Source organism: Sphingopyxis sp. SCN 67-31 (assembly GCF_001725095.1).
In genome coordinates this window covers 1-24,936 of record NZ_MEFH01000085.1, presented here as the reverse complement: position 1 = coordinate 24,936, position 24,936 = coordinate 1, and the positions used below count along the sequence as shown (strand labels likewise).

At 67.1% G+C, this 24,936-nt stretch carries 25 protein-coding genes and 1 pseudogene; 14 read left to right on the top strand and 12 right to left on the bottom strand.

The features are described from left to right. The 5 genes from ABS88_RS17690 to ABS88_RS17670 form a co-directional block, all read left to right on the top strand. Window positions 1-765 (top strand): F0F1 ATP synthase subunit alpha (locus ABS88_RS17690; protein ID WP_502686161.1); only part of this gene is annotated, 765 nt, incomplete at its 5' end. A 76-nt stretch (window positions 766-841) separates the two neighbouring features. Further along, on the top strand, window positions 842-1,717 hold the full coding sequence (locus ABS88_RS17685) for a F0F1 ATP synthase subunit gamma (protein ID WP_067112953.1): 876 nt from the start codon (window positions 842-844) through the stop codon (window positions 1,715-1,717). A gap of 14 nt (window positions 1,718-1,731) precedes the next feature. Further along, window positions 1,732-3,273: a F0F1 ATP synthase subunit beta gene (gene atpD, locus ABS88_RS17680; protein WP_082737358.1), complete on the top strand. Its 1,542-nt coding sequence runs from the start codon at window positions 1,732-1,734 to the stop codon at window positions 3,271-3,273. A 42-nt stretch (window positions 3,274-3,315) separates the two neighbouring features. Next, window positions 3,316-3,573 (top strand): ATP synthase F1 subunit epsilon, encoded by a 258-nt coding sequence (locus ABS88_RS17675; RefSeq protein WP_067112951.1) that lies wholly within the window; start codon window positions 3,316-3,318, stop codon window positions 3,571-3,573. Between the two features lie 679 nt (window positions 3,574-4,252). Beyond that, window positions 4,253-5,746: a TadA family conjugal transfer-associated ATPase gene (locus tag ABS88_RS17670; RefSeq protein ID WP_067113816.1), complete on the top strand. Its 1,494-nt coding sequence runs from the start codon at window positions 4,253-4,255 to the stop codon at window positions 5,744-5,746. A 257-nt stretch (window positions 5,747-6,003) separates the two neighbouring features. Here ABS88_RS17670 and ABS88_RS17665 read toward each other — a convergent pair whose 3' ends face one another. Beyond that, a complete protein-coding gene (locus tag ABS88_RS17665; RefSeq protein ID WP_148650926.1) occupies window positions 6,004-6,189 on the bottom strand; it encodes a hypothetical protein in 186 nt (61 codons plus the stop codon). Between the two features lie 79 nt (window positions 6,190-6,268). Here ABS88_RS17665 and ABS88_RS17660 point away from each other — a divergent pair, with 79 nt between their 5' ends. Further along, complete coding sequence (locus ABS88_RS17660; RefSeq protein ID WP_067186168.1) at window positions 6,269-7,102, top strand: class I SAM-dependent methyltransferase; 834 nt, start codon at window positions 6,269-6,271, stop codon at window positions 7,100-7,102. Further along, window positions 7,099-7,884, top strand: a complete 786-nt coding sequence (aat, locus tag ABS88_RS17655; RefSeq protein ID WP_082737480.1) for a leucyl/phenylalanyl-tRNA--protein transferase — start codon at window positions 7,099-7,101, stop codon at window positions 7,882-7,884. Before ABS88_RS17660 ends, aat begins: the two co-directional genes overlap by 4 nt. A gap of 44 nt (window positions 7,885-7,928) precedes the next feature. Here the strand turns inward: aat and ABS88_RS17650 are convergent. The 4 genes and pseudogenes from ABS88_RS17650 to ABS88_RS17635 all read right to left on the bottom strand — a co-directional run. Continuing rightward, window positions 7,929-8,099 (bottom strand): annotated as a pseudogene (locus ABS88_RS17650) (DUF2155 domain-containing protein); the annotation flags it as partial. Window positions 8,100-8,329: 230 nt separating this feature from the next. After that, on the bottom strand, window positions 8,330-8,716 hold the full coding sequence (locus tag ABS88_RS17645) for an NADH:ubiquinone oxidoreductase subunit NDUFA12 (RefSeq protein WP_067111910.1): 387 nt from the start codon (window positions 8,714-8,716) through the stop codon (window positions 8,330-8,332). Between the two features lie 90 nt (window positions 8,717-8,806). After that, window positions 8,807-9,262, bottom strand: coding sequence for a DUF192 domain-containing protein (locus tag ABS88_RS17640; RefSeq protein ID WP_502686160.1), 456 nt, complete (start codon window positions 9,260-9,262; stop codon window positions 8,807-8,809). A 35-nt stretch (window positions 9,263-9,297) separates the two neighbouring features. Continuing rightward, a complete protein-coding gene (locus tag ABS88_RS17635; RefSeq protein ID WP_234002490.1) occupies window positions 9,298-9,828 on the bottom strand; it encodes a regulatory protein RecX in 531 nt (176 codons plus the stop codon). A gap of 223 nt (window positions 9,829-10,051) precedes the next feature. On the opposite strand from ABS88_RS17635, the gene ABS88_RS17630 reads away from it, so the two are divergent. From ABS88_RS17630 to ABS88_RS17620, 3 genes are all read left to right on the top strand, one after another. After that, window positions 10,052-11,812, top strand: coding sequence for a fatty acyl-AMP ligase (locus ABS88_RS17630; protein ID WP_067186173.1), 1,761 nt, complete (start codon window positions 10,052-10,054; stop codon window positions 11,810-11,812). 105 nt (window positions 11,813-11,917) lie between these two features. Continuing rightward, window positions 11,918-14,272, top strand: a complete 2,355-nt coding sequence (locus ABS88_RS17625; RefSeq protein WP_286750246.1) for a putative bifunctional diguanylate cyclase/phosphodiesterase — start codon at window positions 11,918-11,920, stop codon at window positions 14,270-14,272. Between the two features lie 190 nt (window positions 14,273-14,462). Continuing rightward, a complete protein-coding gene (locus ABS88_RS17620) occupies window positions 14,463-15,029 on the top strand; it encodes a CHAP domain-containing protein (RefSeq protein ID WP_067186177.1) in 567 nt (188 codons plus the stop codon). Window positions 15,030-15,060: 31 nt separating this feature from the next. Here ABS88_RS17620 and ABS88_RS17615 read toward each other — a convergent pair whose 3' ends face one another. The 4 genes from ABS88_RS17615 to ABS88_RS17600 all read right to left on the bottom strand — a co-directional run bounded on the left by ABS88_RS17615 (window position 15,061) and on the right by ABS88_RS17600 (window position 18,505). Next, the gene (locus ABS88_RS17615) at window positions 15,061-15,321 is read right to left on the bottom strand and encodes a DUF3297 family protein (protein WP_067186179.1); all 261 of its coding nucleotides are present in this window, start codon (window positions 15,319-15,321) and stop codon (window positions 15,061-15,063) included. A gap of 75 nt (window positions 15,322-15,396) precedes the next feature. Further along, window positions 15,397-15,810, bottom strand: coding sequence for a hemerythrin domain-containing protein (locus tag ABS88_RS17610; RefSeq protein WP_067186181.1), 414 nt, complete (start codon window positions 15,808-15,810; stop codon window positions 15,397-15,399). A 95-nt stretch (window positions 15,811-15,905) separates the two neighbouring features. Further along, window positions 15,906-17,753: a translational GTPase TypA gene (typA, locus tag ABS88_RS17605; RefSeq protein ID WP_067186182.1), complete on the bottom strand. Its 1,848-nt coding sequence runs from the start codon at window positions 17,751-17,753 to the stop codon at window positions 15,906-15,908. 95 nt (window positions 17,754-17,848) lie between these two features. After that, window positions 17,849-18,505, bottom strand: coding sequence for a 5'-methylthioadenosine/S-adenosylhomocysteine nucleosidase family protein (locus ABS88_RS17600; protein ID WP_067111889.1), 657 nt, complete (start codon window positions 18,503-18,505; stop codon window positions 17,849-17,851). A 313-nt stretch (window positions 18,506-18,818) separates the two neighbouring features. Here ABS88_RS17600 and ABS88_RS17595 point away from each other — a divergent pair, with 313 nt between their 5' ends. The 3 genes from ABS88_RS17595 to ABS88_RS17585 all read left to right on the top strand — a co-directional run bounded on the left by ABS88_RS17595 (window position 18,819) and on the right by ABS88_RS17585 (window position 21,812). Further along, window positions 18,819-19,778 (top strand): bile acid:sodium symporter family protein, encoded by a 960-nt coding sequence (locus ABS88_RS17595; RefSeq protein WP_067186184.1) that lies wholly within the window; start codon window positions 18,819-18,821, stop codon window positions 19,776-19,778. A 74-nt stretch (window positions 19,779-19,852) separates the two neighbouring features. Continuing rightward, window positions 19,853-21,064, top strand: a complete 1,212-nt coding sequence (locus ABS88_RS17590) for a toxic anion resistance protein (RefSeq protein WP_067111886.1) — start codon at window positions 19,853-19,855, stop codon at window positions 21,062-21,064. A 10-nt stretch (window positions 21,065-21,074) separates the two neighbouring features. Next, window positions 21,075-21,812, top strand: a complete 738-nt coding sequence (locus tag ABS88_RS17585) for a hypothetical protein (RefSeq protein ID WP_067186186.1) — start codon at window positions 21,075-21,077, stop codon at window positions 21,810-21,812. Between the two features lie 15 nt (window positions 21,813-21,827). Here ABS88_RS17585 and ABS88_RS17580 read toward each other — a convergent pair whose 3' ends face one another. From ABS88_RS17580 to ABS88_RS17570, 3 genes are all read right to left on the bottom strand, one after another. Continuing rightward, entirely contained in the window at window positions 21,828-22,262 is a 435-nt protein-coding gene (locus ABS88_RS17580) for a CBS domain-containing protein (protein WP_067186188.1), read from the bottom strand. A 35-nt stretch (window positions 22,263-22,297) separates the two neighbouring features. Beyond that, window positions 22,298-23,119 carry a Crp/Fnr family transcriptional regulator gene (locus ABS88_RS17575; RefSeq protein ID WP_067186189.1) on the bottom strand — a complete coding sequence of 274 codons (822 nt, stop codon included), beginning with the start codon at window positions 23,117-23,119 and terminating at the stop codon, window positions 22,298-22,300. Between the two features lie 151 nt (window positions 23,120-23,270). Next, window positions 23,271-23,927, bottom strand: coding sequence for a DUF4142 domain-containing protein (locus ABS88_RS17570; RefSeq protein WP_067111874.1), 657 nt, complete (start codon window positions 23,925-23,927; stop codon window positions 23,271-23,273). Window positions 23,928-24,197: 270 nt separating this feature from the next. Here ABS88_RS17570 and ABS88_RS17565 point away from each other — a divergent pair, with 270 nt between their 5' ends. Beyond that, a complete protein-coding gene (locus ABS88_RS17565) occupies window positions 24,198-24,494 on the top strand; it encodes a plasmid stabilization protein (protein WP_067186191.1) in 297 nt (98 codons plus the stop codon). The last annotated feature ends 442 nt before the right edge of the window (window positions 24,495-24,936 follow it).

Here is a 24,936-nt window from a genome sequence, read left to right as displayed (position 1 = left end):
TTCTTCCGCGACAACGGCATGCACGCCGTGATCGTCTATGACGACCTGTCCAAGCAGGCCGTCGCCTATCGCCAGATGTCGCTGCTGCTGCGCCGCCCGCCGGGCCGCGAAGCCTATCCCGGCGACGTCTTCTACCTGCACAGCCGCCTGCTCGAGCGCGCGGCGAAGATGAACGCCGACAACGGCTCGGGCTCGCTCACCGCGCTGCCGATCATCGAGACGCAGGCGGGCGACGTGTCGGCCTATATTCCGACCAACGTGATTTCGATCACCGACGGCCAGATCTTCCTCGAAACCAACCTCTTCTACCAGGGCATCCGCCCCGCCATCAACGTGGGTCTTTCGGTGAGCCGCGTCGGCTCGGCCGCACAGACCAAGGCGATGAAGAAGGTGTCGGGCTCGATCAAGCTCGAGCTCGCGCAGTATCGCGAGATGGAAGCCTTCGCGCAGTTCGGCTCGGACCTCGACGCCGCGACGCAGAAGCTGCTCAACCGCGGCGCGCGCCTGACGCAGCTGCTCAAGCAGCCGCAGTTCCACCCGATGCCGTTCGAGGAGCAGACCGCGTCGATCTTCGCCGGCACCAACGGCTATCTCGACACCGTCGCGGTGAACGACGTCACCCGTTACGAAGCGGCGATGCTCGCCTATCTGCGCAGCGACCATGCGGATGTCCTCAAGATGATCCGCGACACCAAGGACCTGGGCGACGACGCCAAGAAGGGCCTGGTCGCCGCGCTCGACGCCTTCGCCAAGATATTCGCTTAACCCTTAATCGTGCACCTCCGCGAAGGCGGAGGTCCATGGGTCCCCGCCTTCGCGGGGACACACAGAGAGAGGCTTGATGGCCAGTCTTAAGGAACTCAAAGGGCGGATCAACTCGGTCAAATCGACCCAGAAGATCACCAAGGCCAAGAAGATGGTCGCCGCCGCCAAGCTGCGCAAGGCGCAGGCCGCGGCCGAGGCCGCGCGTCCCTATGCCGAGCGGCTCGAAGGCGTCGTCGCGAGCCTCGCGTCGAAGGTCGGCGCCGCCGACGGCGCGCCGAAGCTGCTGTCGGGCACCGGCAAGAGCGACACCCACCTGCTGCTGGTGCTGAACAGCGACCGCGGCCTCGCGGGCGCGTTCAACAGCAACATCGTCAAGGCGGCGCGCGACAAGGCGCACGAGTTGCAGGCCGCGGGCAAGACGGTTCGCTTCTTCCTCGTCGGCCGCAAGGGCCGCCCGGTGATCAACCGCCTGTTCCCCGGCCAGATCATCGAGAATTACGAGACGACCGGCATCCGCGAGATCGGCTTCGAGCAGGCACGCGAGGTCGCGGAGAAGATCAGCGAATTGTTCGAGGCGGGCGCATTCGACGTCGCGCACCTCTTCTATTCGAAGTTCCGCTCGGCGCTGGTGCAGGAGGCGACCGGCCAGCAGCTCATCCCCGTCCCCGCCCCCGACGAAGCCCCGGCTTCGAGCGGCGCGGCGGTCGAATATGAGCCCGACGAGGAGGCGATCCTCGCCGACCTGCTGCCGCGCAACGTGACGATCCAGATCTTCAAGGGTCTGCTCGAAAACGCCGCGTCGGAACAGGGCGCGTCGATGACCGCGATGGACAATGCGACGCGCAACGCGGGCGACCTGATCAACAAGCTGACCATCCAGTATAACCGCAGCCGCCAGGCCGCGATCACCACCGAACTCGTCGAAATCATCTCCGGCGCCGAAGCGCTGTAAGCAGGAAGAAGCACATGGCCACCGCACCCGCCCCTGAAAAGAAGGCTCCCGCCAAGAAGGCCGCCGCGCCCAAGAAGCCGGCCGCGAGCAAGGCCGCCGCGCCGAAGAAGGCCGCGGCCGGCGCCGCGACCGGCCGCGTCGCGCAGGTGATCGGCGCCGTCGTCGACGTCCAGTTCGACGGCGCGCTGCCCGCGATTCTGAACGCGCTCGAAACCGACAACGGCGGCAATCGCCTGGTCCTCGAAGTCGCGCAGCACCTCGGCGAGAACACCGTCCGCACCATCGCGATGGACGCGACCGACGGCCTGACCCGCGGCCAGCCCGTCACCGACACCGGAGCGCAGATTTCGGTGCCCGTCGGCCCGCAGACGCTCGGCCGCATCCTCAACGTCATCGGCGATCCGATCGACGAACGCGGCCCCATCAACAGCGACATGACCGCGCCGATCCACGCCAAGGCCCCCGAATTCGTCGACCAGTCGACCGAGGCGGCGATCCTCGTCACCGGCATCAAGGTCATCGACCTGCTCGCGCCCTACGCGCGCGGCGGCAAGATCGGCCTGTTCGGCGGCGCCGGCGTCGGCAAGACCGTGCTCATTCAGGAACTGATCAACAACATCGCCAAGGGCCATGGCGGCGTGTCGGTGTTCGCGGGCGTCGGCGAACGCACCCGCGAAGGCAACGACCTTTACCATGAATTCCTCGACGCGGGCGTCATCGCCAAGGACGCCGACGGCAACCCGACCCCCGAGGGGTCGAAGGTGGCGCTGGTGTTCGGCCAGATGAACGAACCGCCGGGGGCGCGTGCCCGCGTTGCGCTGTCGGGTCTGACCATGGCCGAATATTTCCGCGACCAGGAAGGCCAGGACGTGCTCTTCTTCGTCGACAACATCTTCCGCTTCACGCAGGCGGGTTCGGAAGTGTCGGCGCTGCTCGGCCGTATTCCTTCGGCCGTGGGCTATCAGCCGACGCTGTCGACCGACATGGGCGCGCTGCAGGAACGCATCACCTCGACCACCAAGGGCTCGATCACCTCGGTACAGGCCATTTACGTTCCCGCGGACGACTTGACCGACCCCGCGCCGGCGACGTCGTTCGCCCACCTCGACGCGACGACCGTGCTGTCGCGCGCGATCTCGGAACTCGGCATCTATCCGGCGGTGGACCCGCTCGATTCGACCAGCCGCGTCCTCGAACCGCGCGTCGTCGGGCAGGAGCATTACGAGACCGCCCGCCGCGTTCAGGAAACGCTGCAGAAGTACAAGTCGCTGCAGGACATCATCGCGATCCTCGGCATGGACGAACTCAGCGAGGAAGATAAGCTGACCGTCGCCCGCGCCCGCAAGATCCAGCGCTTCCTGTCGCAGCCCTTCCACGTCGCCGAGGTGTTCACCAACATCCCCGGCAAGTTCGTGCAGATCGAGGACACGATCAAGTCGTTCAAGGCGGTCGTCGACGGCGAGTACGACCATCTGCCCGAAGCCGCCTTCTACATGGTCGGCGGCATCGAGGAAGCGGTCGCCAAGGCCGCCAAGCTGGCGGCGGAAGCAGCGTAATAGAAGCTCCCCTCCCGCAAGCGGGAGGGGGGAGATTAGAGAATGGCCCTGAAGTTCGAACTCGTCACCCCCGCCCGCCTCGAACGGTCGAGCGACGTCCATATGGTCACCGTGCCGGGCAGCGAAGGCGACTTCTCGGTGCTCGAAGGCCATGCGCCCTTCATGACGACGCTGCGCAACGGTCCGCTGACCATCTATGCCAGCGCCGGTGCCGCGCCCGAGACGATCGAAGTCGAAGGCGGCTTCGCCGAAGTGAACGAGGCCGGTTTGACCGTGCTTGCCGAACGCATCGCGGGCTGACGCCGCGATATCGCGGATCAAAGGGGCCTTCGGGCCCCTTTTTATTGGCCGCTTCGGGGTGGAAAGCCGTCGCTTCCTGAAATAAGTCGGCAATGATCCCTTTTCGACAGCTAGAGCATCGAGCCTTAAATCTGACCCATCGTCCCGTTCGTGTCGAGCGAAGTCGAGACACTCATCAGCGTGGCGCAAGGCCGATGGGTGTCTCGACTTCGCTCGACACGAACGGATAAGGGGCCGTGCGGGTTTATGGTACGCCGCTCTAGCCGTTCCCCGGCGAAAGCCGGGGTCCACGAGGGGTAGCGCTGTATCATCTGGACCCCGGCTTTCGCCGGGGAACAGCGCCTTACTTGCCTGAAGGACATATGTGCCGAACAAGTTCGGGGTGACGAAAGATCGGATGGCGCCTCCGGGTCGAAAGCTCCCTTGGCTGCCGCCTGTCGGCACATAGGTCCACTCTCGCGCTTTTCTGCCATCCATCAGCGAGATGCGCGCCCTCAATCGTCCGGCCTCGCGCCAGTAGCGGATACGCTGCGGATAGCATCGCAAAGCGCATCGTCACCCTCCACCTACCTGTCGGGCTATTAGGAGATTATCAAAGTTTCCCTTTTATTCACCCTGCTTGATGGGGGGTCTGCTGGCGAAAGCCGCACTCACCCCGAACGAGAAGCAGGATGAAGTGATGAGTGCATTCGGACGTCGTCCCGGAACCGCTGGCCGCCCCGCCTTTGGCGTGGCGAAGCCGATGCAGACTGGGCCCGGCGTGCCCGGTGGAAGCCAGTTCCCGCCCATCGAGCCCGCGCCCGCCGCGCACGATCCGGCGCCCTCGCCCCTCAGCCCCGAGCTGGAGGCGATGGAGCGGCTGAACCAGCGCTCGTCGGCCGAGAATATGGAGCCCGAACGGGCGCAGGGGTTCGAGGCGAGCGTCCACAAGATCAAGGAACAGGTGCTGCCGCGCCTGCTCGAACGCGTCGATCCGGAGGCCGCGGCGACGCTGAGCAAGGACGAGCTGACCGAGGAATTCCGGCCGATCATCCTGGAAGTGCTGGCCGAGCTGCGCATCACGCTCAACCGCCGCGAACAATTCGCGCTCGAAAAGGTGCTCGTCGACGAACTGCTGGGCTTCGGCCCGCTCGAGGAATTGCTCGCCGACCCCGATATTTCCGACATCATGGTCAATGGGCCCTACCAGACCTATGTCGAACGCAAGGGCCAGCTCGTCATCGCGCCGATCCAGTTCCGCGACGAACAGCATCTGTTCCAGATCGCGCAGCGCATCTGCAACCAGGTCGGCCGTCGCGTCGACCAGACCACGCCGCTTGCCGACGCCCGCCTGAAGGACGGCAGCCGCGTCAACGTCATCGTCCCGCCGCTCAGCTTGCGCGGCACGGCCATTTCGATTCGTAAATTCTCGGCCAAGCCGATCACGCTCGACATGCTGTGCCAATGGGGCGCGATGAGCCAGAAGATGTGCACCGCGCTGAAGATCGCGGGCGCGAGCCGCTTCAACATCGTCATCTCGGGCGGCACCGGCTCGGGCAAGACGACGATGCTCAACGCGCTGTCGAAGATGATCGACCCCGGCGAGCGCGTGTTGACGATCGAGGACGCCGCCGAACTCCGGCTGCAGCAGCCGCACTGGCTGCCGCTCGAAACGCGCCCCGCGAACCTGGAAGGGAACGGCGCGATCCACATGGGCGACCTCGTCAAGAACGCCCTGCGTATGCGTCCCGACCGCATCATCATGGGTGAGGTTCGCGGCGCCGAATGTTTCGACCTGCTCGCCGCGATGAACACCGGCCACGACGGCTCGATGTGCACGCTCCACTCGAACAGCCCGCGCGAATGCCTCGGCCGTATGGAGAATATGGTGCTGATGGGCGACATCAAGATTCCGAAGGAGGCGATTTCCAAGCAGATCGCCGATTCGGTCGACCTGATTGTCCAGATCAAGCGCCTGCGCGACGGCTCGCGCCGTGTCACCAACGTCACCGAGGTGATCGGCATGGAGGGCGACGTCATCGTCACCCAGGAACTGTTCAAGTTCGAATATCTGGACGAGGACAAGGACGGCAAGATCGTCGGCGAATATCGCTCGATGGGCCTGCGCCCCTATACGCTGGAAAAGGCGCGCCAGTTCGGTTTCGACCAGCCCTATCTGGAAGCGTGCCTCTAGGGTTGCGCAGACTTGGCGGCTTGCCGCCTAGACCCCGATGACTTTGGATTGACCCACTTCGTCATTGCGAGCGGAGCGAAGCAATCCAGGGCGGTTTTCGCGACTCTGGATTGCCGCGCGGCTTCGCCGCTCGCAATGACGAGTCCGTCTCATGTCATCATGGCCTAGTCGAAGCTGGGGAGGGTATCGACGGCGCGCAAACACGCCACGCAGACACCCTCATCCAACTACGCCTAGCCGCTTTGCGGCAAGGGGAATCAGCCCTTGAGCGCGAACGCCGCTGCGAACAGCGCCACCGCGATGCTGGCGAGCGCGATGCCGCGCCACGGCATGAAGCCGACCCGGTCAACGTCATGCCGGTGCTTGCGGCGCCATTCGGCAATTTCGGCAATGCCGAACAGTACCACCGCCCCGATGCTGACCGACAGCATGGACACTTGCATCGACGCGCTTCCCTTCGCACTATGGACCTTCCCCAGCAGGATCGGCCCCACCGGCCCCTGCCAGCCGAAAGGTGCCGATATGCGTCATTTTCGTCCCGTTGCAATAGCCGCCCTGCTCGCCGCCTCGGCTGCTTGCAGCGCCCCATCGTCCAACGCGGCCGCGGGCGAGGCGGCAGCGCAGCCGTCGGATGCGATCGCGGCGGCGGTCGCGGCACCGACACGCACTGCGGCGAACCTGCCGCGCGACGCCTATCGCCACCCCGCCGAGACGCTGGCCTTCTTCGGCGTCACCGGCCGCGACACCGTCGTCGAGCTGTGGCCGGGCGGCGGCTGGTACACCGAAATCCTCGCGCCGCTCGCCAGGGCAGGCGGCGGCACGCTCTATGCCGCTGCGCCGTGGGAACGCGGCCTCAACAAGATCAAGGAGTGGCAGGGCGCACACCCCGACGTCTATGGCGCGGTCAGGCTCGCCGAATTTCCGGCGACCGGCGCGGGTCCGAAGGTACCCGACGGCAGCGCCGACGTCGTGCTGACCTTCCGCAACGTCCACAACTGGCGCTTCGGCGGCGCCGACAAGACCGCCGACGCGTTCAAGCAGATTTATGCGATGCTGAAACCCGGCGGCGTGCTGGGCGTCGTCGAGCATCGCCTGCCCGAGGAGATGGATTCGGCACGCGAGGAAAAGAGCGGCTACATGAAGCGCTCGTCGATCGTCGCCTTTGCCGAAGCCGCGGGCTTCCGCCTCGCCGGTGAGAGCGACATCAACGCCAACCCCAAGGACACGCACGATTATGAAAAGGGCGTGTGGACGCTGCCGCCGACGCTGACCGAGGGCGAGAAGGACAAGGACAAATATCTGGCGATCGGCGAATCGGACCGCATGACGCTGAAATTCGTGAAGCCCGCAAGCTGACCAAGCCGCTCGAAACCATCGACCCCGCGCTGCTGCTCAGCGCCTATGCGCAGGGCCTGTTCCCGATGGCCGACGGGGCGGACGATCCGTCAGTGCATTGGGTCGAGCCGCGGCTGCGCGCGATCCTGCCGCTCGACGGCTTCCATCTGTCGCACAGCTTGCGGAAGGTGATCGTCGCCGACCGCTTTCGAGTGACGACCGATACCGCCTTTCCAGCGATGATGGCGCTGTGCGCCGAGCCGGCACCCGACCGGCCGACGACGTGGATCAACCCGATCATCAAGGCGAGCTACGAACGGCTGTTCCGCCTTGGCCACGCGCACAGCGTCGAATGCTGGCTGGGCGACGCGCTGGTCGGCGGCCTCTATGGCGTGTCGCTGGGGCGCGCCTTCTTCGGCGAATCGATGGTCAGCCGCGTGCGCGACGCATCGAAGGTCGCGCTGGCGCATCTCGTCGCGCGGCTGAAGGCGGGCGGCTGGCAATTGCTCGACTGCCAGTTCATCACCCCGCACCTGGCGAGCCTCGGCGCGATCGAAATCCCGCAGGCCGCCTATCTCGCGCGGCTCTATTCGGTGTTGTCAGGGGTCGAGGGCGGAGCGGCGGGCGGGGTCGCCGGTGCAGGTGGCGGCGACGGCGGGGCGGGTGCAGCGGTCGTCCCTTCGCCGCCGTTCGTGGCGGGCGACTGGGGCGCGCTCGACGCCTTGGGCGCCGCATCCGACTTGGGAGCCGCCCGCGCGACCGGCTCGCCGCCGGGATATGTCATCGCGCAGCTTTTGACGTAGACGTCGAAGATCGGGTGCTGGATCACGTTGCGTTCGGGCCGCTCGCGGAAAATCCAGCCTGAAAAGACGCGATACCATTTGTCGTCGCGCTGATCCTGCACCGACAGCTGGACGAAGGCGCCGGTTTCGGGCGGGTCTTCCCACGGCGCGGTCTGCTCGCAGGCGCGCAGGCGGACGATCGCACGGCCCACGCGCGCCGAATCGCCCGGCTTCATCTCCAGCTCGCGGACCAGCCCGTTGCGCTTGTTGAGCAGGCCGAGCACCGCGACGCGTTCGGCCATCGGGGTCGCCCCCTCGATCCCGCCGACTTCCTGCGGCACGCTTTCGGAGCGCACCGCCTCGGCCTTGTCGACCTTTTTCGCCGGGCCGCGGTCGCAGGCGGCGAGCCCCGTCGCCGCGAGCAGCGCCGCAAGCGCGATCGGAAGCGGGCGCACCACCGCGCGGGTCACTCGGCGCCGGGGCGCCAGGCCTCATAGTCGCCGGTCGCGGCGGCGCGGCGCCCGCCGCGCTCGAGCGCGCCCGCTGGGCGATAGGCGCCGAGGCTGCCGGTCAGGTTCGGCGTCGGCTCGGCCTGCCACGGGCGCGGCGCGGGCAGCGCCTCCGACGGCAGTTCGTCGAGCGTGCCGTGCAGCCAGCCGTGCCATTCGGGGGGCACGCGGCTCGCGTCGTTCGATCCGTTGTAGATCACCCAGCGGCGATTCCCCTTGCGCGCGCGGTAATAGCGGTTGCCGAGGCTGTCCTCGCCGACCTTCTCGCCATTTTTCCAGCTGTTCAGCAGCGTGCCGACGGTCGCGCCGTCCCACCAGGTGAAAATCTTGCCGAGGATGCTCATGGCCGTGGCGTTTACAGGCAAGCCGCCGCGCTTCGCAAGCGCGAAAGGTCGGGAAGACCGAGAATCCGGTCCCCAATGAGGGTCAGAGCGTCAATTCTTCCACGTCACCGTGGCGGTCTCGTCGATCCCGAGCCGGGCGGCCGTTCCGCCCGCGAGTTCGAGTACCGCCGCGACGTCGCCGCCGCTGACCACCGGTTCGAGCGATTCGGGGATCGTGTTCTCGGCAATGCGGTCGATGCTGCCGTCGGCGCGGATGAAGATCATGTCGAGCGGGATCAGCGTGTTCTTCATCCAGAAGCTCGCCGGGCGCGGGGGAGTGAAGGGAAAGATCATGCCGCCGTCGGCGGGCAGGCTGGTACGGAACATCAGGCCGCGCGCATGCTCCTCGGCGGTGCGCGCGACCTCGACCTGGAACTTGTGCTGCACGCCCATCATCGCGACGGTCAGCGGGACCGTCGCGCTCTGCGACTGGGCGTCCGAATCCTTGGCACAGGCCGTCACCGGCAGCGCCAGCACCAGGGCAAAAGCGGTCATCATCGCACGCATTCGGCAGTTCCTTTCGCCGGCCAATCGGGCTTTTCCTAATCGAGCGCCGCCTCGCCGTCCAGCGCCGCGAGTGCCGCATCGTCGCCGGGCGCAATCGCAAGGATGCGCCGCGCCAGCGCCGGCGCATGCCCCGCGCGGACGAAAGCCGCGACCTGCCGCTCGCGCTGCGCCGGATCGTCGGCCGCGCGCGTCGCAAAAGGGCCGAAGCGCCGCCGCCGCGCGAAACCGACCGCCGCCGCCATCGCGCGCTCCTCGGCCTCGGCGATCGCCTCGCCGCTGTCCTCGTCCGCGATGCCGTCGACGAAAAGCTGCGCCTTCACCCGCCGCACGCCCAACCCGCGGCGCGTCATCGCCCCCGCGCGCATCGCGGCATATTGGCGGTCATCGAGGAAGCGCAGCCGCTCCATCCGGTCGGCGACCGCATCGCACGCCGCCATGGCGTCGGCATCGCCCTGCCATTCGGATTCGCGGACCTTGCGGGCCAGATAGCGCGTCAATTTGGCGCGGCTCGTCGCGAATCGCGCGACATAGGCGAGCGCCAGTTCGTCGAGCCGGGCTGCGTCCAACGGCTTTTTCCGACGGTCGGATGGAACGCGGCTGTGCGACATATGCCATGTTTATGCCACAGTCGGGCCCGATTGAGAACGACCAGCGCCGCCATATCGGGCCGATAAGGCCCGAAAATGGGCGATTTGTTCGAACTGCAAGGGATCGCGCAGCCCCGTCATGGCCGAAAAAGATGACATGCTTGTTGCCGCGCGTCCCGCATCCCGGGACCTCGCACCCCCTATGACCCAAAAAAACAACGTCGCACCGAATGATACCGTCGCGCCGACCCCGACGCCCACCGAATGCGCGCAGCCGCGCCGTTTTTCGGATTTCGCCACCGTCGGCGAAGCGCTCGCCTATGCCGCCGCGGGCACGCGCGGGCTCAATTTCCACGATCCGCGCGGGCGCCTCGTGCGCGCCTACAGCTATCGCGAGCTGCGCGACGACGCGATCGCCACCGCCTATCGGCTGATCGCGGCGGGCGTCCAGCCCGGCGACCGCATCGCGCTGATCGCCGAGACCGGCGCCGAATTCGCCGCGCTGTTCTTCGGCACCATCCACGCCGGCGCCTGGCCGGTGCCGCTGCCGCTGCCCACCAGTTTCGGCGGCCGCGATTCCTATGTCGGCCAGCTCGTCGTCCAGCTCGAAAGCTGCGACCCCGCGCTGCTCTTCTTCCCGCCCGACATCGCCGCGATGGCGATCGAGGCGGCCAAGGCGAAGGGCGTGACGCCCGTCGACTGGGACGAATTCGCCGCGCGCCCGGCGCCGGTCGCCCCGCTGCCCGAACAGAAGAGCGACGAAACCTGCTACCTTCAATACAGCAGCGGCTCGACGCGATTCCCGCATGGCGTGGCGGTCACCCATGCCGCGCTGCTCAACAATCTCGCCGCGCATGCGCACGGCATGAAATTGCAGGACAGCGACCGCTGCGTGTCGTGGCTGCCCTGGTATCACGACATGGGGCTCGTCGGCTGCTTCCTGTCGCCGGTCGCCAACCAGGTGTCGGTCGATTATCTCAAGACCGAGGATTTCGCGCGCCGGCCGCTCGCCTGGCTCGACCTCATCAGCCGCAACGAGGGTACGACGCTCAGCTATTCGCCGACCTTCGGCTACGACATCTGCGCCCGCCGCATCTCCAGCCAGACCAATGTCGCCGACCGCTTCGACCTGTCGCGCTGGCGCGTCGCGGGCAACGGCGCCGACATGATCCGCCCCGACGTGATGCAGGCCTTCGTCGACGCCTTTGCCGAAGCGGGTTTCCAGGCCGGCGCCTTCCTGCCGAGCTATGGCCTCGCCGAGGCGACGCTCGCGGTCAGCATCATGCCGCCGGGCGAAGGGATCGTCGTCGAGTTGGTCGAGGAGACCGAACTGTCGGGCGCCGCGGGCAACGGCGACCGCCCGACCCGCTATCGCGCGATCGTCAATTGCGGCCGCGCGGTGCGCGACATGACGATCGAGGTGCGCGACGAGGAAGGCCATGTCCTGCCCGACCAGACGGTCGGCAAGGTGTGGTGCACCGGTCCGTCGCTGATGACCGGCTATTACCGCGATCCCGATGCGACCGCCGCCTGCATGCAGGACGGCTGGCTCGACACCGGCGACATGGGTTATCTGTCCGACGGCTACATCTATATCGTCGGCCGGGCCAAGGACATGATCATCATCAACGGCAAGAATCACTGGCCGCAGGATATCGAATGGGCGGTCGAGCAGCTGCCCGGCTTCAAGTCCGGCGACATCGCCGCCTTCGCGATCACCGCCCCCGGAGGCGAGGAAACGCCCGCCGTGCTCGTCCAGTGCCGCACCAGCGACGAGGCCGAGCGTGTCGCGCTGCGCGAGGCGATCCGCGACCGCGTCCGCGCGATCACCGGCATGAACTGCCTCGTCGAGCTGATCCCGCCGCGCACCCTGCCGCGCACCAGCTCGGGCAAGCTCAGCCGGTCGAAGGCGCGCGCGCAATATCTGGCGGGCGAGATTCAGCCCTTTGCCATCGCCGCCTGACGGCGGGCCCGTTCGGCGCCCGATTCGCTCCATCCCGACACGAAAGCGCCGGGACGGAGCGGGCGCAGTTACCTTCGGGTAACCCCGCCCCGCTACACAGGCGGCGTGAAAAGCCTGTTGACCGACCAGAATCCGGCCGATGACGTTTCCGTGCGCACCCTGTTGGGGCTGGGGGCGTCGCACCGGGACATCGCGCACCTTCGCCAGCTCCAGCTTGCGCCGCTTCGCGGCCGGGGCTCGCTGCGGCTGTGGATGGGCGTCGCGATGGCGCTGATCGCCGCCTTCACCATGGTGCCCCACGTCCGCTCGGTGATCGTCGCCGGCTGGCTCACCTGCGCGCTGAGCTTCAGCCTGTGGTCCTATCGTTCGTTCGCCACCCGGCCGCTGGGGGAAGCGCGGATCGCGGGGCCCGCCGAATTCGCGCTGTGCAACCGGCACGCCTTCTATTCGGCGCTGCTCTGGACAGTGCCTTTCTGGCTGCAGGGGCTGTCGCCCGGCACCGACCATGCGCTTGCGATGTGGGCCACCACCCTGCTGATGATGCTGACGCTGGCAATGATCGCGCACAGCCTTCCAACCGTGTGCATCCTCTATATCGCGCCGGTCAGCCTGTCGGCGGCCGTTGCGCTCGTCCGCGCCGGCGCGCCCCAGCTCGCCGTCGTCGCGGTCGCCGCGGGCCTGCTCCTAAGCTTCTTCTGCATTCGGTTCGCGCAGAACCATATCCGTTTCCGCCGCGCCGAAGAGGTGCTGCATGAAAAGAGCGAGACGGTCAGCCTGCTGCTGCGCGAATTCGAGGAAACCTCGGCCGACTGGCTGTGGCAGACCGACAGCAACCGCCGCCTCGTCCACGTCTCGCCGCGCCTCGCCTATGCGCTCGGCGCGGCGGCCGACGCGCTCGAGGGACAGCCGCTGGTCCAGGCGCTGTCGGGGGACGCGTGGGAGACGGGGAATTTCCACCGCAGTCTGCACGATATGGCCGAGCGGATGAAACGGCGCGAAAGCTTTTCCAACCTGATCGTCCCGGTGACGATCGGCGGCAAGCCGCGCTGGTGGGAATTGTCGGCCTCTCCGCGCCTCGACGAGGCGGGCAAATTCCTCGGCTTTCGCGGCGTCGGATCGGACGTGACCGAACAGCGGGTTTCGGCCGAGCAGATCGCCAAGATGGCGCGCTTCGACAATCTGACAGGCCTGCCCAATCGCCTCAGCCTCAACGAGGCGCTGGCCCGCGCGCTCGACCAGGCGCAGAGCGCCCGGTCGCGCTGCGCGCTGCTGATGATCGACCTCGACCGCTTCAAGGCGGTGAACGATACGCTGGGACACCCCATCGGCGACAAGCTGCTCGCGCAGGTCGCGGCGCGGCTCAAGGGGATGATGGACCGCAGCATGACCTGCGGCCGCCTCGGCGGCGACGAATTCGCGGTGGTGCTTCACCAGGCCCCGTCCGCCGACGAGGCCGAGGAGATGGCGCGGCGGATCATCGCGACGCTCAGCCGCCCCTATGTCGTGGACAACCACCAGCTCTTCGTCGGTGCCAGCGTCGGCTATGCGATCGGCCCGCAGGACGGCGCGACGGTCGAGACGCTGACGCGCAACGCCGACCTCGCGCTCTACAAGTCGAAGGACAAGGGCGGCAACGTCGTCGCCGCCTATGTCGCCTCGCTCCACGCGCAGGCCGAAGAGCGGCGCGTGATGGAGCAGGAACTGCGCGGCGCACTCGATCGCGGGGAATTCGAACTCTATTACCAGCCCGTCGTCACCGCAGAGGACGGGACGCTGAACGGCTTCGAGGCGCTGATCCGCTGGACCAACCAGAAACTCGGCTCCGTCCCGCCCGGCCGTTTCATCCCGCTGGCCGAGGATTCGCGGCTGATCGCGCCGATCGGCGAATGGGTGCTGCGTACCGCGTGCCACGAGGCGATGCGCTGGCCCGCGAACCTGAAGGTCGCGATCAACGTGTCGGCTGAACAGCTCACCGACCCCAATTTCGCCTCGGTCGTCGTCTCGGCGCTCGCGCAGTCGGGACTGCCGCCGCACCGGCTAGAGATCGAGGTGACCGAAAGCGTCTTCCTGCGCGATGGCGGCGGCGCGGCGCAGCTTCTCGACCAGCTCATCGGGCTCGGCATCCGCCTCAGCCTCGACGATTTCGGCACCGGCTATTCGTCGCTCGGCTATCTTCGCAAGACGCAATTCTCGACGATCAAGGTCGATCGCAGCTTCGTCGTCGGCGCCGCAAAGGGCAGCATCGAATCGATCGCGATCATCCGTGCCGTCGTCGCGCTCGCCGACAGCCTGGGCATGTCGACCACCGCCGAGGGGGCGGAGACCGAGATCGAAGTCGACACGTTGCGCGCACTCGGCTGCAGCAACATCCAGGGCTATTATTACGGGCGCCCGATGCCCGCCGCCGACGTACTGACGCTGTTCCGCCCGCCCGAGAATCTGGCCACAGCCGCGGCGTGACGGGCCGTTCCGGCCGGGCTGGATCGGCGACGATCCGATGGCGTGCCGCGACGAATCGAAAGCCTTAACAAAAGGTTCCCCCACCCACCGCAGCAGTAGCGCGATTCGTCGCTAGGCGGTTGGTGGCGCCCGAAAGCTGCGGCAGGGACGCTGCAACGCTTGAAGACAAGCCAAATGGGGGTCGCCTTTCATGCTCCATCGCCGCTTTCTGGGTGCCGTCGCGCTGTGCACCTCGCTGATCGCCAGCGTCCCCGCGATCGCCGCCGACTATCTTCAGTGCGTCCCCTTCGCCCGCGCCGAATCGGGCGTCGAGATCCGCGGCAACGCCAAGACCTGGTGGTCGCAAGCGGCGGGCAGCTACGATCGCGGCCACGAACCCCGCAAGGGCGCGGTGATGGCCTTTGCCGGCACACGCGGCATGCCGTCGGGCCACGTCGCGGTGGTCAAGAAGGTCGTCAGCGACCGCGAAATCCTGATCGATCATGCCAACTGGTCGCCGATCAACGGCCGCCGCGGCCAGATCGAGCGCAACGTCCGTGTCATCGACGTCAGCGACGCCGGCGACTGGAGCATGGTCCGCGTCTGGTATGCGCCGATCGGCGACCTCGGACTGCGCGCCAATCCGGTGCAGGGCTTCATCTATGCGGACGGCGCCGCCCAGCCCGAGCGCAAGGCGTTCGATACCCCGGTGTGGACGCAGAACGACTGGAAGCCCGGCAACGGCCTCGACATCGTCGCCGCCTCGCTCGGCGGCTGAGCCGGCCCTCCCCTGCGGGGAGGGGCTCGACTTATTCCTCGCCGCTCTCGTCGGCGTCATCCTCGAACCACGCTTCGACCTCGCCCGACAGCTTGATCGTCATCGGCTGGCCGAAACGGTCCTTCGATTTGCCCGCCGCGACGCGGATCCAGCTTTCGGAGATCGAATATTCCTCGACGTCGGTGCGTTCCTTGCCCTTGAAGCGGATGCCGATGCCGCGCTGCAGCACCTCCATGTCGAAATGCGGCGAGCGCGGGTTGGTCGACAGGCGGTCGGGGGGCGTATCGGTCATCGTCAATCTCCAGAAACTGCCGCGCGGCTAGGCGAGGATGGCCGGCAAATCAAGCATTGTCGCCAGAAATTGCCCCTATTCTGCGACGGGATAAAGCTCCCGTTCCTCGCGCGCCATGCGCCGCCGCAGCGCGGCGAGGATCGCCCGCGTCTCGCGGCGAAACCGCGGCCATTCGGCCGCGATTCGCCCGGTGGGCCACAGGCCGTCATAGCGCGCATATTCGTCGGCGAGGGTGCCGATCTCCGCCACGAAAAGCTGCGCCAGATCGGCAAGCGCGGGATCGCCGCTGTCGCGCAGGCGCGGATAGAGCGCCCAATCCTCGCATTTCAGGTGGCGGACCAGCGTATCGTGGAACAGGCCGCGCACCGCCTCGATCTCGGTCGGCCGCGGCGGTTCGGGCGCGGCTACCAGATCGAGCAGATAGTGCGACAAAGTGGCCAGCGCGGTATGCTCGTCCCGCAGGCGGCGCGTCTCCCCGGCGATATGCATGGGCCCCTCTTTTACCGAGCGGTCCCTCGCATTCGGCCCTAGACCGCCGCCGTGAAAAGACGGTTAACGCAAGCCTCGCCGGCCTGTCCTGCCGCCTATGCCGCTTCCTTCTTGCGCGCCGCCTTCTTGCGCTCGTGCGGGTCGAGGATCGCCTTGCGCAGGCGGATGTTCTTCGGCGTCACCTCGACCATCTCGTCGTCGTCGATATAAGCGATCGCCTGTTCGAGCGTCATCCGGCGCGGCGGTGTCAGGCGGATCGCGTCGTCCTTGCCCGTCGAGCGGAAGTTGGTGAGCTGCTTCGACTTCATCGGGTTGACCTCGAGGTCGTCGGGCTTCGCATTCTCGCCGATGATCATCCCCTCATAGAGCGCCTCGCCGGGCGAGACGAAGAGGATGCCGCGTTCTTCGAGCGGGCCGAGCGCATAGGCCACCGCCTCGCCCGCGCCGTTCGAGATCAGGACGCCGTTCTTGCGGCCCTCGATCGCGCCCTTGTAGGGGCCGTATCGGTCGAACAGGCGGTTCATGATGCCGGTGCCGCGCGTGTCGGACAGGAATTCGCCGTGATAGCCGATCAGGCCGCGCGACGGGCCGCTGAAGGTGATGCGCGTCTTGCCGCCGCCCGACGGACGCATGTCGGTCAGCTCGGCCTTGCGCACCTGCATCTTCTCGACCACCGTGCCGCTGTGCTCGTCGTCGACGTCGATGACCACGGTTTCATAGGGCTCGGTGCGCTGGCCGTTCTCGTCGGTCTGATACAGCACCCTCGGACGGCTGATGCCCAGTTCGAAACCCTCGCGGCGCATCGTCTCGATCAGGACGCCGAGCTGCAACTCGCCGCGCCCCGCGACCTCGAAGCTGTCCTTGTCGGCGCTTTCGGTGATGCGGATCGCGACGTTGGTCTCGGCCTCGCGCATCAGGCGATCGCGGATCATCCGGCTCGTCACCTTGCTGCCCTCGCGCCCCGCCATCGGCGAATCATTGACCGCGAAACGCATCGACAGCGTCGGCGGGTCGATCGGCTGCGCGGCGATCGGCTCGCTGACGCTCGGGTCGGCGATGGTGTTCGCGACGGTGGCGTTGGTGAGGCCCGCGATGGCGACGATGTCGCCCGCGCGGGCTTCCTCGACCGGCACGCGGTCGAGCCCGCGAAAGGCGAGCAGCTTCGACGCGCGGCCCGTCTCGATCACCTTGCCGTCGGCGTCGAGCGCATGGATCGGCTGGTTGACCTTGACCGTCCCCGACTGGACGCGCCCGGTGAGCACGCGGCCGATGAAATTGTCGCGATCGAGCAGCGTCGCGAGGAAACTGAACGGTCCGTCGGGGTCGAGGCCCGGCGCGGGAACATGGCCGACGATCGTTTCGAACAGCGGCTTGAAGTCGCCGTCGCGCGCATCGGGGTCCGGCGAGGCGAAGCCAGAGCGGCCCGAGGCATAGAGAATCGGGAAATCGAGCTGCTCGTCGCTCGCGTCGAGCGTCAGGAACAGCTCGAACACCTCGTCGAGCACTTCGGCGGGACGCGCGTCGCTGCGGTCGATCTTGTTGACGACGACGATTGGACGCAGGCCGAGCGCCAGCGCCTTGCCGGTGACGAACTTGGTCTGCGGCATCGGCCCTTCGGCCGCGTCGACGAGCAGGATGACACCATCGACCATCGACAGGATGCGCTCGACCTCGCCGCCGAAGTCGGCGTGGCCCGGCGTGTCGACGATGTTGATCCGCGTCGTGCCCGCACCCCCATTTTCTTCGCCCTCACCCCATTCGACCGAGGTGCATTTGGCGAGGATGGTGATCCCGCGTTCCTTTTCGAGATCGCCCGAATCCATCGCGCGCTCATCGACGCGCTGATTGTCGCGGAAGGTGCCCGACTGGCGGAAAAGCTGGTCGACAAGGGTTGTCTTGCCATGATCGACGTGCGCGATAATGGCGATATTACGCAATGACATCAGAAAATACCTTAACGGGGGCATGGCGGCGCTGCGCCGCACTTCGGCGGCGCGCCTAGCGAATTTGCTGCTGCGGCGCAACAAAATTGCCGATGTCACAGCATCGCGATCAGCCGCTCGACCTCCATCGCCGCCGCGCGGGCGGCGCGGACGAGGTTCGCGTGAAAGTCGCGGCTGCTTCCCTCGTCCGCCGTATCGGTGACAGCCTTGACCGCCGCCCACGGCTTGCCGAGCCGCGCGGCGACCTGCGCGACGGCGCCCACCTCCATATCGACGAGCGTCGCGCCAAGGCCGCGCACGAGCCCGGCCGCCACGTCGGGGCAGGCGATGAAGCTGTCGCCGCTCGCGATTCGCGCATGCGGCAGGCCCAGCCCGGGATCGGGCATGGCAGCGAAATGCGCCTCGCCCACCTCTCCCGCCGGCCATTCGCCCGCGCGATAGCGGTCGAAGCGGTCGGGACGCACCGTGCCGTAATCATGCTGCACCGCCTCGGCGAGCCAATAGGCGCGCCCCGCCTCGGCATCGAGCGCGCCGCAGGTCCCGCTCATCAGCAACAGGTCGGCGTCGCCGCCGAACAGGCCGGCGGCAAGCGCCGCATGGACCTTGCCGAGCCCACAGGTCGCAACGGCGAGGGCATGCCCCCGCACCGCAAGGCGGCGGATGGCGAAGCCATCGGCGGTGCGCACGCCCTCCCCGGGGAAAAGGGCGTCCGCCTCTTCGGGGAGCGCGGCGAGGATGAGGATGCGGGACATGGACGCCCTGTAGCGACGGCATCGTCGGATGGAAAAGGATTCGCGCAGGCGCGCGCAGGAAATCTCTGTCCTGCAAAACCGCGCGGCGCCAGCCTCTCCACTCGATGCCGAAAATCCCGCTCTCGCCGCGCCGCCTGTCCCCTCGCGCGCCCACGAGGCTGCGCTCGCCCGGCAACGGCCAAAGCTACAAAGGGCACCCGCGGCGCCGTCCCGGCGCGGAGCGCTGGGTCCTGTACCCGATTCATCTTCCAGCGGGGGGAGCGCCTGTTGACGAGTCTTGCCAATCCCCGCGCATCCCGCCATCGCCCCGATCATGCTCGCACGCATCTTCCCCGACCGCTTCGTCCCCGTCCTGCTCGCGACGATCCTGATCGCCAGCCTGCTGCCGGTGCGCGGCGAGGCGGTGCCCGTAGCGCAGGGCGTGTCGACCGCGGCGATCGTCCTGCTCTTCTTCCTCAACGGTGTGCGGCTGCCGCGCGACGAGGTGCTGCACGGCGTCCGCAACTGGAAGCTGCAGGGCGCTGGCCTCGCCTTCTGCTTCGGCGGCATGGCGCTGCTCGGCGTTGTCGCGCAGGCAGCGACCGCGCCCTTCCTGCCCGCGACCCTGGCGCTTGGCTTCCTCTTCCTAGGCATCCTGCCTTCGACCGTCCAGTCGGCAACCGCATCGAGCAGCATGGCGGGCGGCAATGTCGCGGCGAGCGTCGTCGCCGCCGCGCTGCTCAACCTGACCGGGGTCATCGCCTCCCCGCTCCTCTTCGCCGCGCTCGCGGGGAACGCGGGCGCGATCAGCGGCGCGGCGGCGCTGCGCATCGCCCTGATCCTGCTGCTGCCCTTCGTCGCGGGGCAGGCGGCGCAGCGCTGGCTGCGTCCCTGGGTGCTGCGGCATCGCGAACTGGCGACCTTCATGGATCGCACCTCGATCGCCATCGCGGTCTATGTCGCCTTTTCCGCGGCGGTGGTCGGCGGCATCTGGACCCGGCTCGACGGCCGCGAGATCGGCATCACCTTCGCCGCGGTTGCGGCGCTGCTCGCGCTGGCCTTTGCGGCCGCCTGGGCCCTGGGCGGGCTGCTGCGCCTGCGCCGGCCCGACCGCGTCACCCTGCTCTTCGCGGGCGCGCAGAAAAGCATCGCGGTGGGCGCGCCGCTCGCCGCGACGCTCTTTCCCCCGGCCATCGCGGGCGTGGTGCTGGTGCCGATCCTCGTCTATCATATGGCGCAGCTCATCCTCTCCGCGTGGATCGCGCCGTTCCTGAATCGGCCGCAAGAGGTGTGATGCTTGAACAACACAGTGCCGCGTGCCATATAGGCTTCGGCCCAGAGCCGACTTGAGGGCTGGAAGGAAGTGGAATGAGCGAAGACACCGCGACGGCGACCGCCACCGATGAACTGAAGCTGACGCCGCCCGAACCTGTCCCGGCCGTGTCGCCCGAAAAGGCCGCCGGGCTGGTGCCGCTGTCGACCGAGCAGAAATCGAAGCTGGAGGAACGCGTCGACAGCTTCATCGACGATCTCGTCGCGCAGGACGAGAATTCGCCCGAGTTCGGCAAGCGCATCGACCAGATCACCAACATGGGCCGCAAGGAGATGCTGGAGGCGGCGAGCCACAGCAACCGCTTCCTCGACCGCCCGGTCCGGGCGATGGACCGCGACACCGACATCGGCCAGAATCTGATCGAACTGCGCACCACCGTCGAACGGCTCGACCCGTCGGCGAACGGCAAGCTGCTGACCAAGCGCGGTTTCCTCGACAAGATCTTTGGCAGCAAGGTCAGCAATTATTTCGCGCAGTATCGCAGCGCCCAGACTCACATCAGCGGCATCCTGACCGCGCTCGCCAACGGCAAGGACGAGCTGCTGATGGACAATGCCGCCATCGACGTCGAACGCCGCAAGATGTGGGAATCGATGGGCAAGCTGGAGCAGATGGTCCACATCGCGAACACGCTCGACCAGCGGCTGGAGGCGAAGGCGAACGAACTCGACGGCAGCGACCCGGCCAAGGCGAAGATCCTGCGCGAAAATGCGCTCTTCTATGCCCGTCAGCGCACGCAGGACCTGCTGACCCAGATGGCGGTGACGGTGCAGGGCTATCTCGCGCTCGATCTCGTCAAGAAGAACAATGTCGAACTGGTGAAGGGGGTCGACCGCGCCAGCACGACCACCGTCGGGGCGCTCAAGACCGCGATCACCGTGGCGCAGGCGATGACCAACCAGAAGCTGGTGCTCGAACAGATCACCGCGCTCAACACGACGACCGCGAACATCATCGACGGCACGTCGAAGATGCTCAAGGACAACACCGCGCGCATCCACGAACAGGCGGCATCGAGCACGATCCCGATGGAGACGCTGAGCCGCGCCTTTCAGAACATCTACGACACGATGGACGCAATCGACACCTTCAAGCTGAAGGCGCTCGACACGATGAAGACGACGGTGACGGCGCTGGAAGGCGAGGTCGCCAAGTCGAAGGGCTATATCGCGCGCGCCGAGGGCGCGAGCCAGGCGCAGGCGAGCGTCGGCGGCGCCGACAGTCCGCTCGCGGCGCTCGAGGGCTGACGAGGCGGCGATGGCGATGAATGAGACCGATCAGACGATCATGCTCGGCAATGCCGCGATCGAGCGGTCGCGCGAACGCCGGCGGCCGATCGGCACCAAGAGCATGGCGCTGCGTCGCCAGCATCTGTTCCGGAAGATCGGCCGCATCTGCATGGCAGGCGGCGCGGTGCTGATCGCGGCGGCGCTGTTCGGCATGCTGATCCAGCCGCTCGGCTTTGCCGGGGTGATGGCGGTCACGCTGCTGCTGATCGGCGTCGCGATCCTGTTCGGCAAATGGCCGCCCTTCCCCGAACCGCGCCAGGCCGACCTGCCCAAGGCCGACCTCAAGCAGCTCGCGGGGCGTACCGAGATATGGCTGGAGGCGCAGCGCCCCGCGCTCCCCGCGCCGGCGCGCCAACTCGTCGACGGCATCGGCGTCCAGCTCGACCTGCTCGCGCCGCAGCTCCAGACGCTCGACCCCGCGACCCCGGCGGCCGGCAACATCCGCAAGCTCGTCGGCGAGGATCTGCCCGAGTTGGTCGCGGGCTATCAGCGCATCCCCGCCGGGCTGCGCGGCGAGGCGCACGCCGGCCGTACCCCCGACGAAACGCTGGTCGGCGGCCTCAGGATGCTCGAACGCGAGATCGGCGAGGCCGCGCGCAGTCTGGCCGCGGGCGAACTCGACAAGCTCGCGACGCGCGAGCGCTATCTCCAGCTCAAATATCATGGGCTGGAGGCGGAAGACGGGGGCGACGCGCCGACGTCCTGACCGGACCCCGGCGCCTTACAGGCGCTGCGAATGGTGTTCGCTGGGCTGCGCGATATCGCCGAGCGCCGCGCCGGCCGCAGGCGCCGCGCCGTTCGTCGCGAGGTCGCTGAGCGACACCACGCCGACCAGCCGCTTGTCGCGGTCGAGAACGGGCAGCCGGCGCACCTGCAGCGTGCCCATCGTGTGGAGCACCTTCTCGACCTCATCATCGGCGAAGCAATAGCGCACCTCGTCGCTCATCACTTCCTCGACGCCCGCGGAGGGGGCAAGCCCCATGCCAACGCCGCGAATGGCGATGTCGCGGTCGGTGACGATGCCGATCAGCTCATCCTTGTCGGCGACGGGAAGGAATCCCGAATCCATTTCCGCCATCAGTTGCGCCGCGGACTGGAGCGAATTGTCGAGCGACAGGACGCATATGTCCCGGCTCATGCAATCGGCGACCTTCATGTCTCTCTCCTTCGTGCCGCCCCCGGAACCAAAAATCACATCCTGCGCGCCGGCACGGACGCCGGCAGGATAGGAGCCGCCAGCGGCAAGCGGCCCAGCGGCGCCATCGTCTCGACAGGCTCGAACAGCGGCGCGACGCGCTCGACGGCGGAGGGGGCTTCGTTGAAATGGAGGTAGTTTGCGTTGAATGACGCGAGCGCCGCCAGCCCCTCGAAGTCGGAAAGCTCCAGCCGCAGCTGGCGAATCTCGACCCCGCAGCACCGGCGCAGTTCCTGAATCGTGCGGTTGACATGAACCTGGGTCAGGCCGGTCGCCTCCGCGATCTGCCACTGGGTGAGCAGGAAATCGCACGCGCCGGCATTCGGCGGCGCCTTGCCGCGCTGGCGGACATACAGCTCGCACAGCAGGTGCGCGACGCGCTCCTGCGCGTTGCGCTGCCCGATGCTGATCATCCATTCGCGCTGGATCGCGCCGGCGACAAGCTCGCTCCAGCAGAATATCTGCGAAAGGCTGGGGCAGCGGTGCAGCAGGTCGCACGCCTCAGCGCGCCCGATCTCCGCCACACACAGGCGGCGGACCGCGGCGAGCGAATGATCGCTGCGGCTGACGGTGAACAGGTCGAGGTCGCAAAGCTGGCCGGGCAGATAGAGCGCCAGTATCTGGCGCCGGCCATCGGGAAGCTGCTTGTATTTCTGCGCCCACCCGTCGAGCACGACATGCAGCGCCCGCGGCCGTTCGCCCTCGCGGATCAGATCGGCGCCCTTGCCATGGTCGCGGGCGTTGCGCGCCAGGCAGGCCTCCCACGCGATGCGTTCGCGCGGCGTCAGCAGACTGTCGAGAATTTCGCGGAAAGGCATGGAATGGTACCTCGGAACCGGTCCGGATGATGAACCCCCGATGTACGGGGGTCCCTCACCCATGTTAGCCGGGCGCTCGCTTCGTCGCGATTCGCGCCCGGCCCGTTCGACGATTCCGTCCCCGCTCGCCGCGAAGGACAAGATCGCGGCGCTACTGCGCGGGTGTCTTGTCCACAGGCGCGGCCGGCGGCGGTGCTGCGGGGGTCGACGGGGCGGTGCCCGTCGCCGCGGCGTTGCGGGCCGGAACGTCGATGCCGCGCAGCATCGAGAGATGCCCGTCGACCACCGTCGCGGTCGCCTGCGCGAAATCGCGCAGCGCATCCTGCGTTCCGCTGTCGGCATAGCCGTTGAGTTCGGCAAGCGCCGCCTCGTGCGCCCGCATCTGCTGTTCCTTGTAGAGGCTGTCGAAATCGTCGGCGGTTGCCGCCCGCAGCGCGGCAAGGTCGGTGCGATGCTGGGCGTTGGGCGACGCGTCCACCGTCAGCCCCTGTGTCGTCGCGGCGGCCTTCAGCTTGGCGCTCGATGCGGTGTGGTCGGTGACCATCTTCGCCGCGAAATCGCGAAGCGCCTTCGACTTCGCCTTGCTCTGCGCGATCTTGGCGGATTCGATTTCGAACTGGTCGCTGGCGGCGATGCGGTTGGCGAAGGTCTGAGGATCGACCGCCGCGATGCTTCCTTCGGTCGGGGTCATCTCTCCGTCGGGCATGGCGCCGCTGTCGTCCTGCCGCGCCTTGTCCGGGCTACCGCAGGCAGCAAGAAGCGCAAGGGGCGCGAGGGCCGCAAGCCCGGTCATGCGTGAATAGGCCATGTTGAGTCTCCCATGTCTGATGCAGGCTCGACGCGGCGCGGCCCGGCAGAGTTCCTGTCGAAGATTATTTTTATTTTTCATAAACTTGATTCAAATTATAAGAATGGGGGCGGCTTTTTTTGGCGCCGCCGGCAACCCTCTGGATCGTCCCGCTTTTTGCATGGAGCGCCCGCGCCCCACCCGTTCGGCGGACAGCGAAACGCGCCGCGTCGCGCGCGGAACCTCGTCCTGGTCGAGCGGTTGTCGGGGAAGAGAGGAAGGAGAGCGATCATGCCCCGCGGCGACAAATCGAGCTATACCGGCAAGCAGAAACGCAAGGCCGAGCATATCGAGGAAGGTTATGAGAAGCGCGGCGTCGGCCATGCCGAGGCCGAGCGCCGCGCCTGGGCGACGGTGAACAAGGAATCGGGCGGCGGCAAGAAATCGGGGTCGGGCCGCGGCAAGAAGGAAAGCCACGCTTCATCGCGCAAGGGCGGCCACAAGGGCGGGTCGAGCCAGAGCGCGGAGAAGCGATCGGCGGCCGCGAAAAAGGGTTGGGAAACGCGCCGCCGCCGCGCCGGAGGCTAACCTCCGCGATGGCGACCGCAAGGACTGGCCCGATACCTATCCCTTCGGGCTGTGATCTTTCGGGTCCGGCTGCAAGCGGGGCGCGCCCGAACGGACAAGTGGCTCAGATTTCTTCGTCATGCTGAACTCGTTTGGTTATACCCCTGAGACAGGGACGCTGGTGATCCCCGGCGAAAGCCGGGGTCCATGCGAGGCAGCGCTGTGCCATCTGGACCCCGGCTTTCGCCGGGGAACAGCTACCTGTCCGAAAAGGATAATTGCCAAACAAGTTCAGGGTGACGAAAGGGGAGGAATCAGGGTGGCGGAAGGGAGAAACCGCGCCGAAACCCGAATCCCCACAGGCCCTAGGTTTCGTTTACATTCAGGATTTCCATTGGCGCAGGATTGTGATTCAAGCTGCTGGCTGTTTGGAGGTCGGCATGGATGGATCGACAGGAAGTAA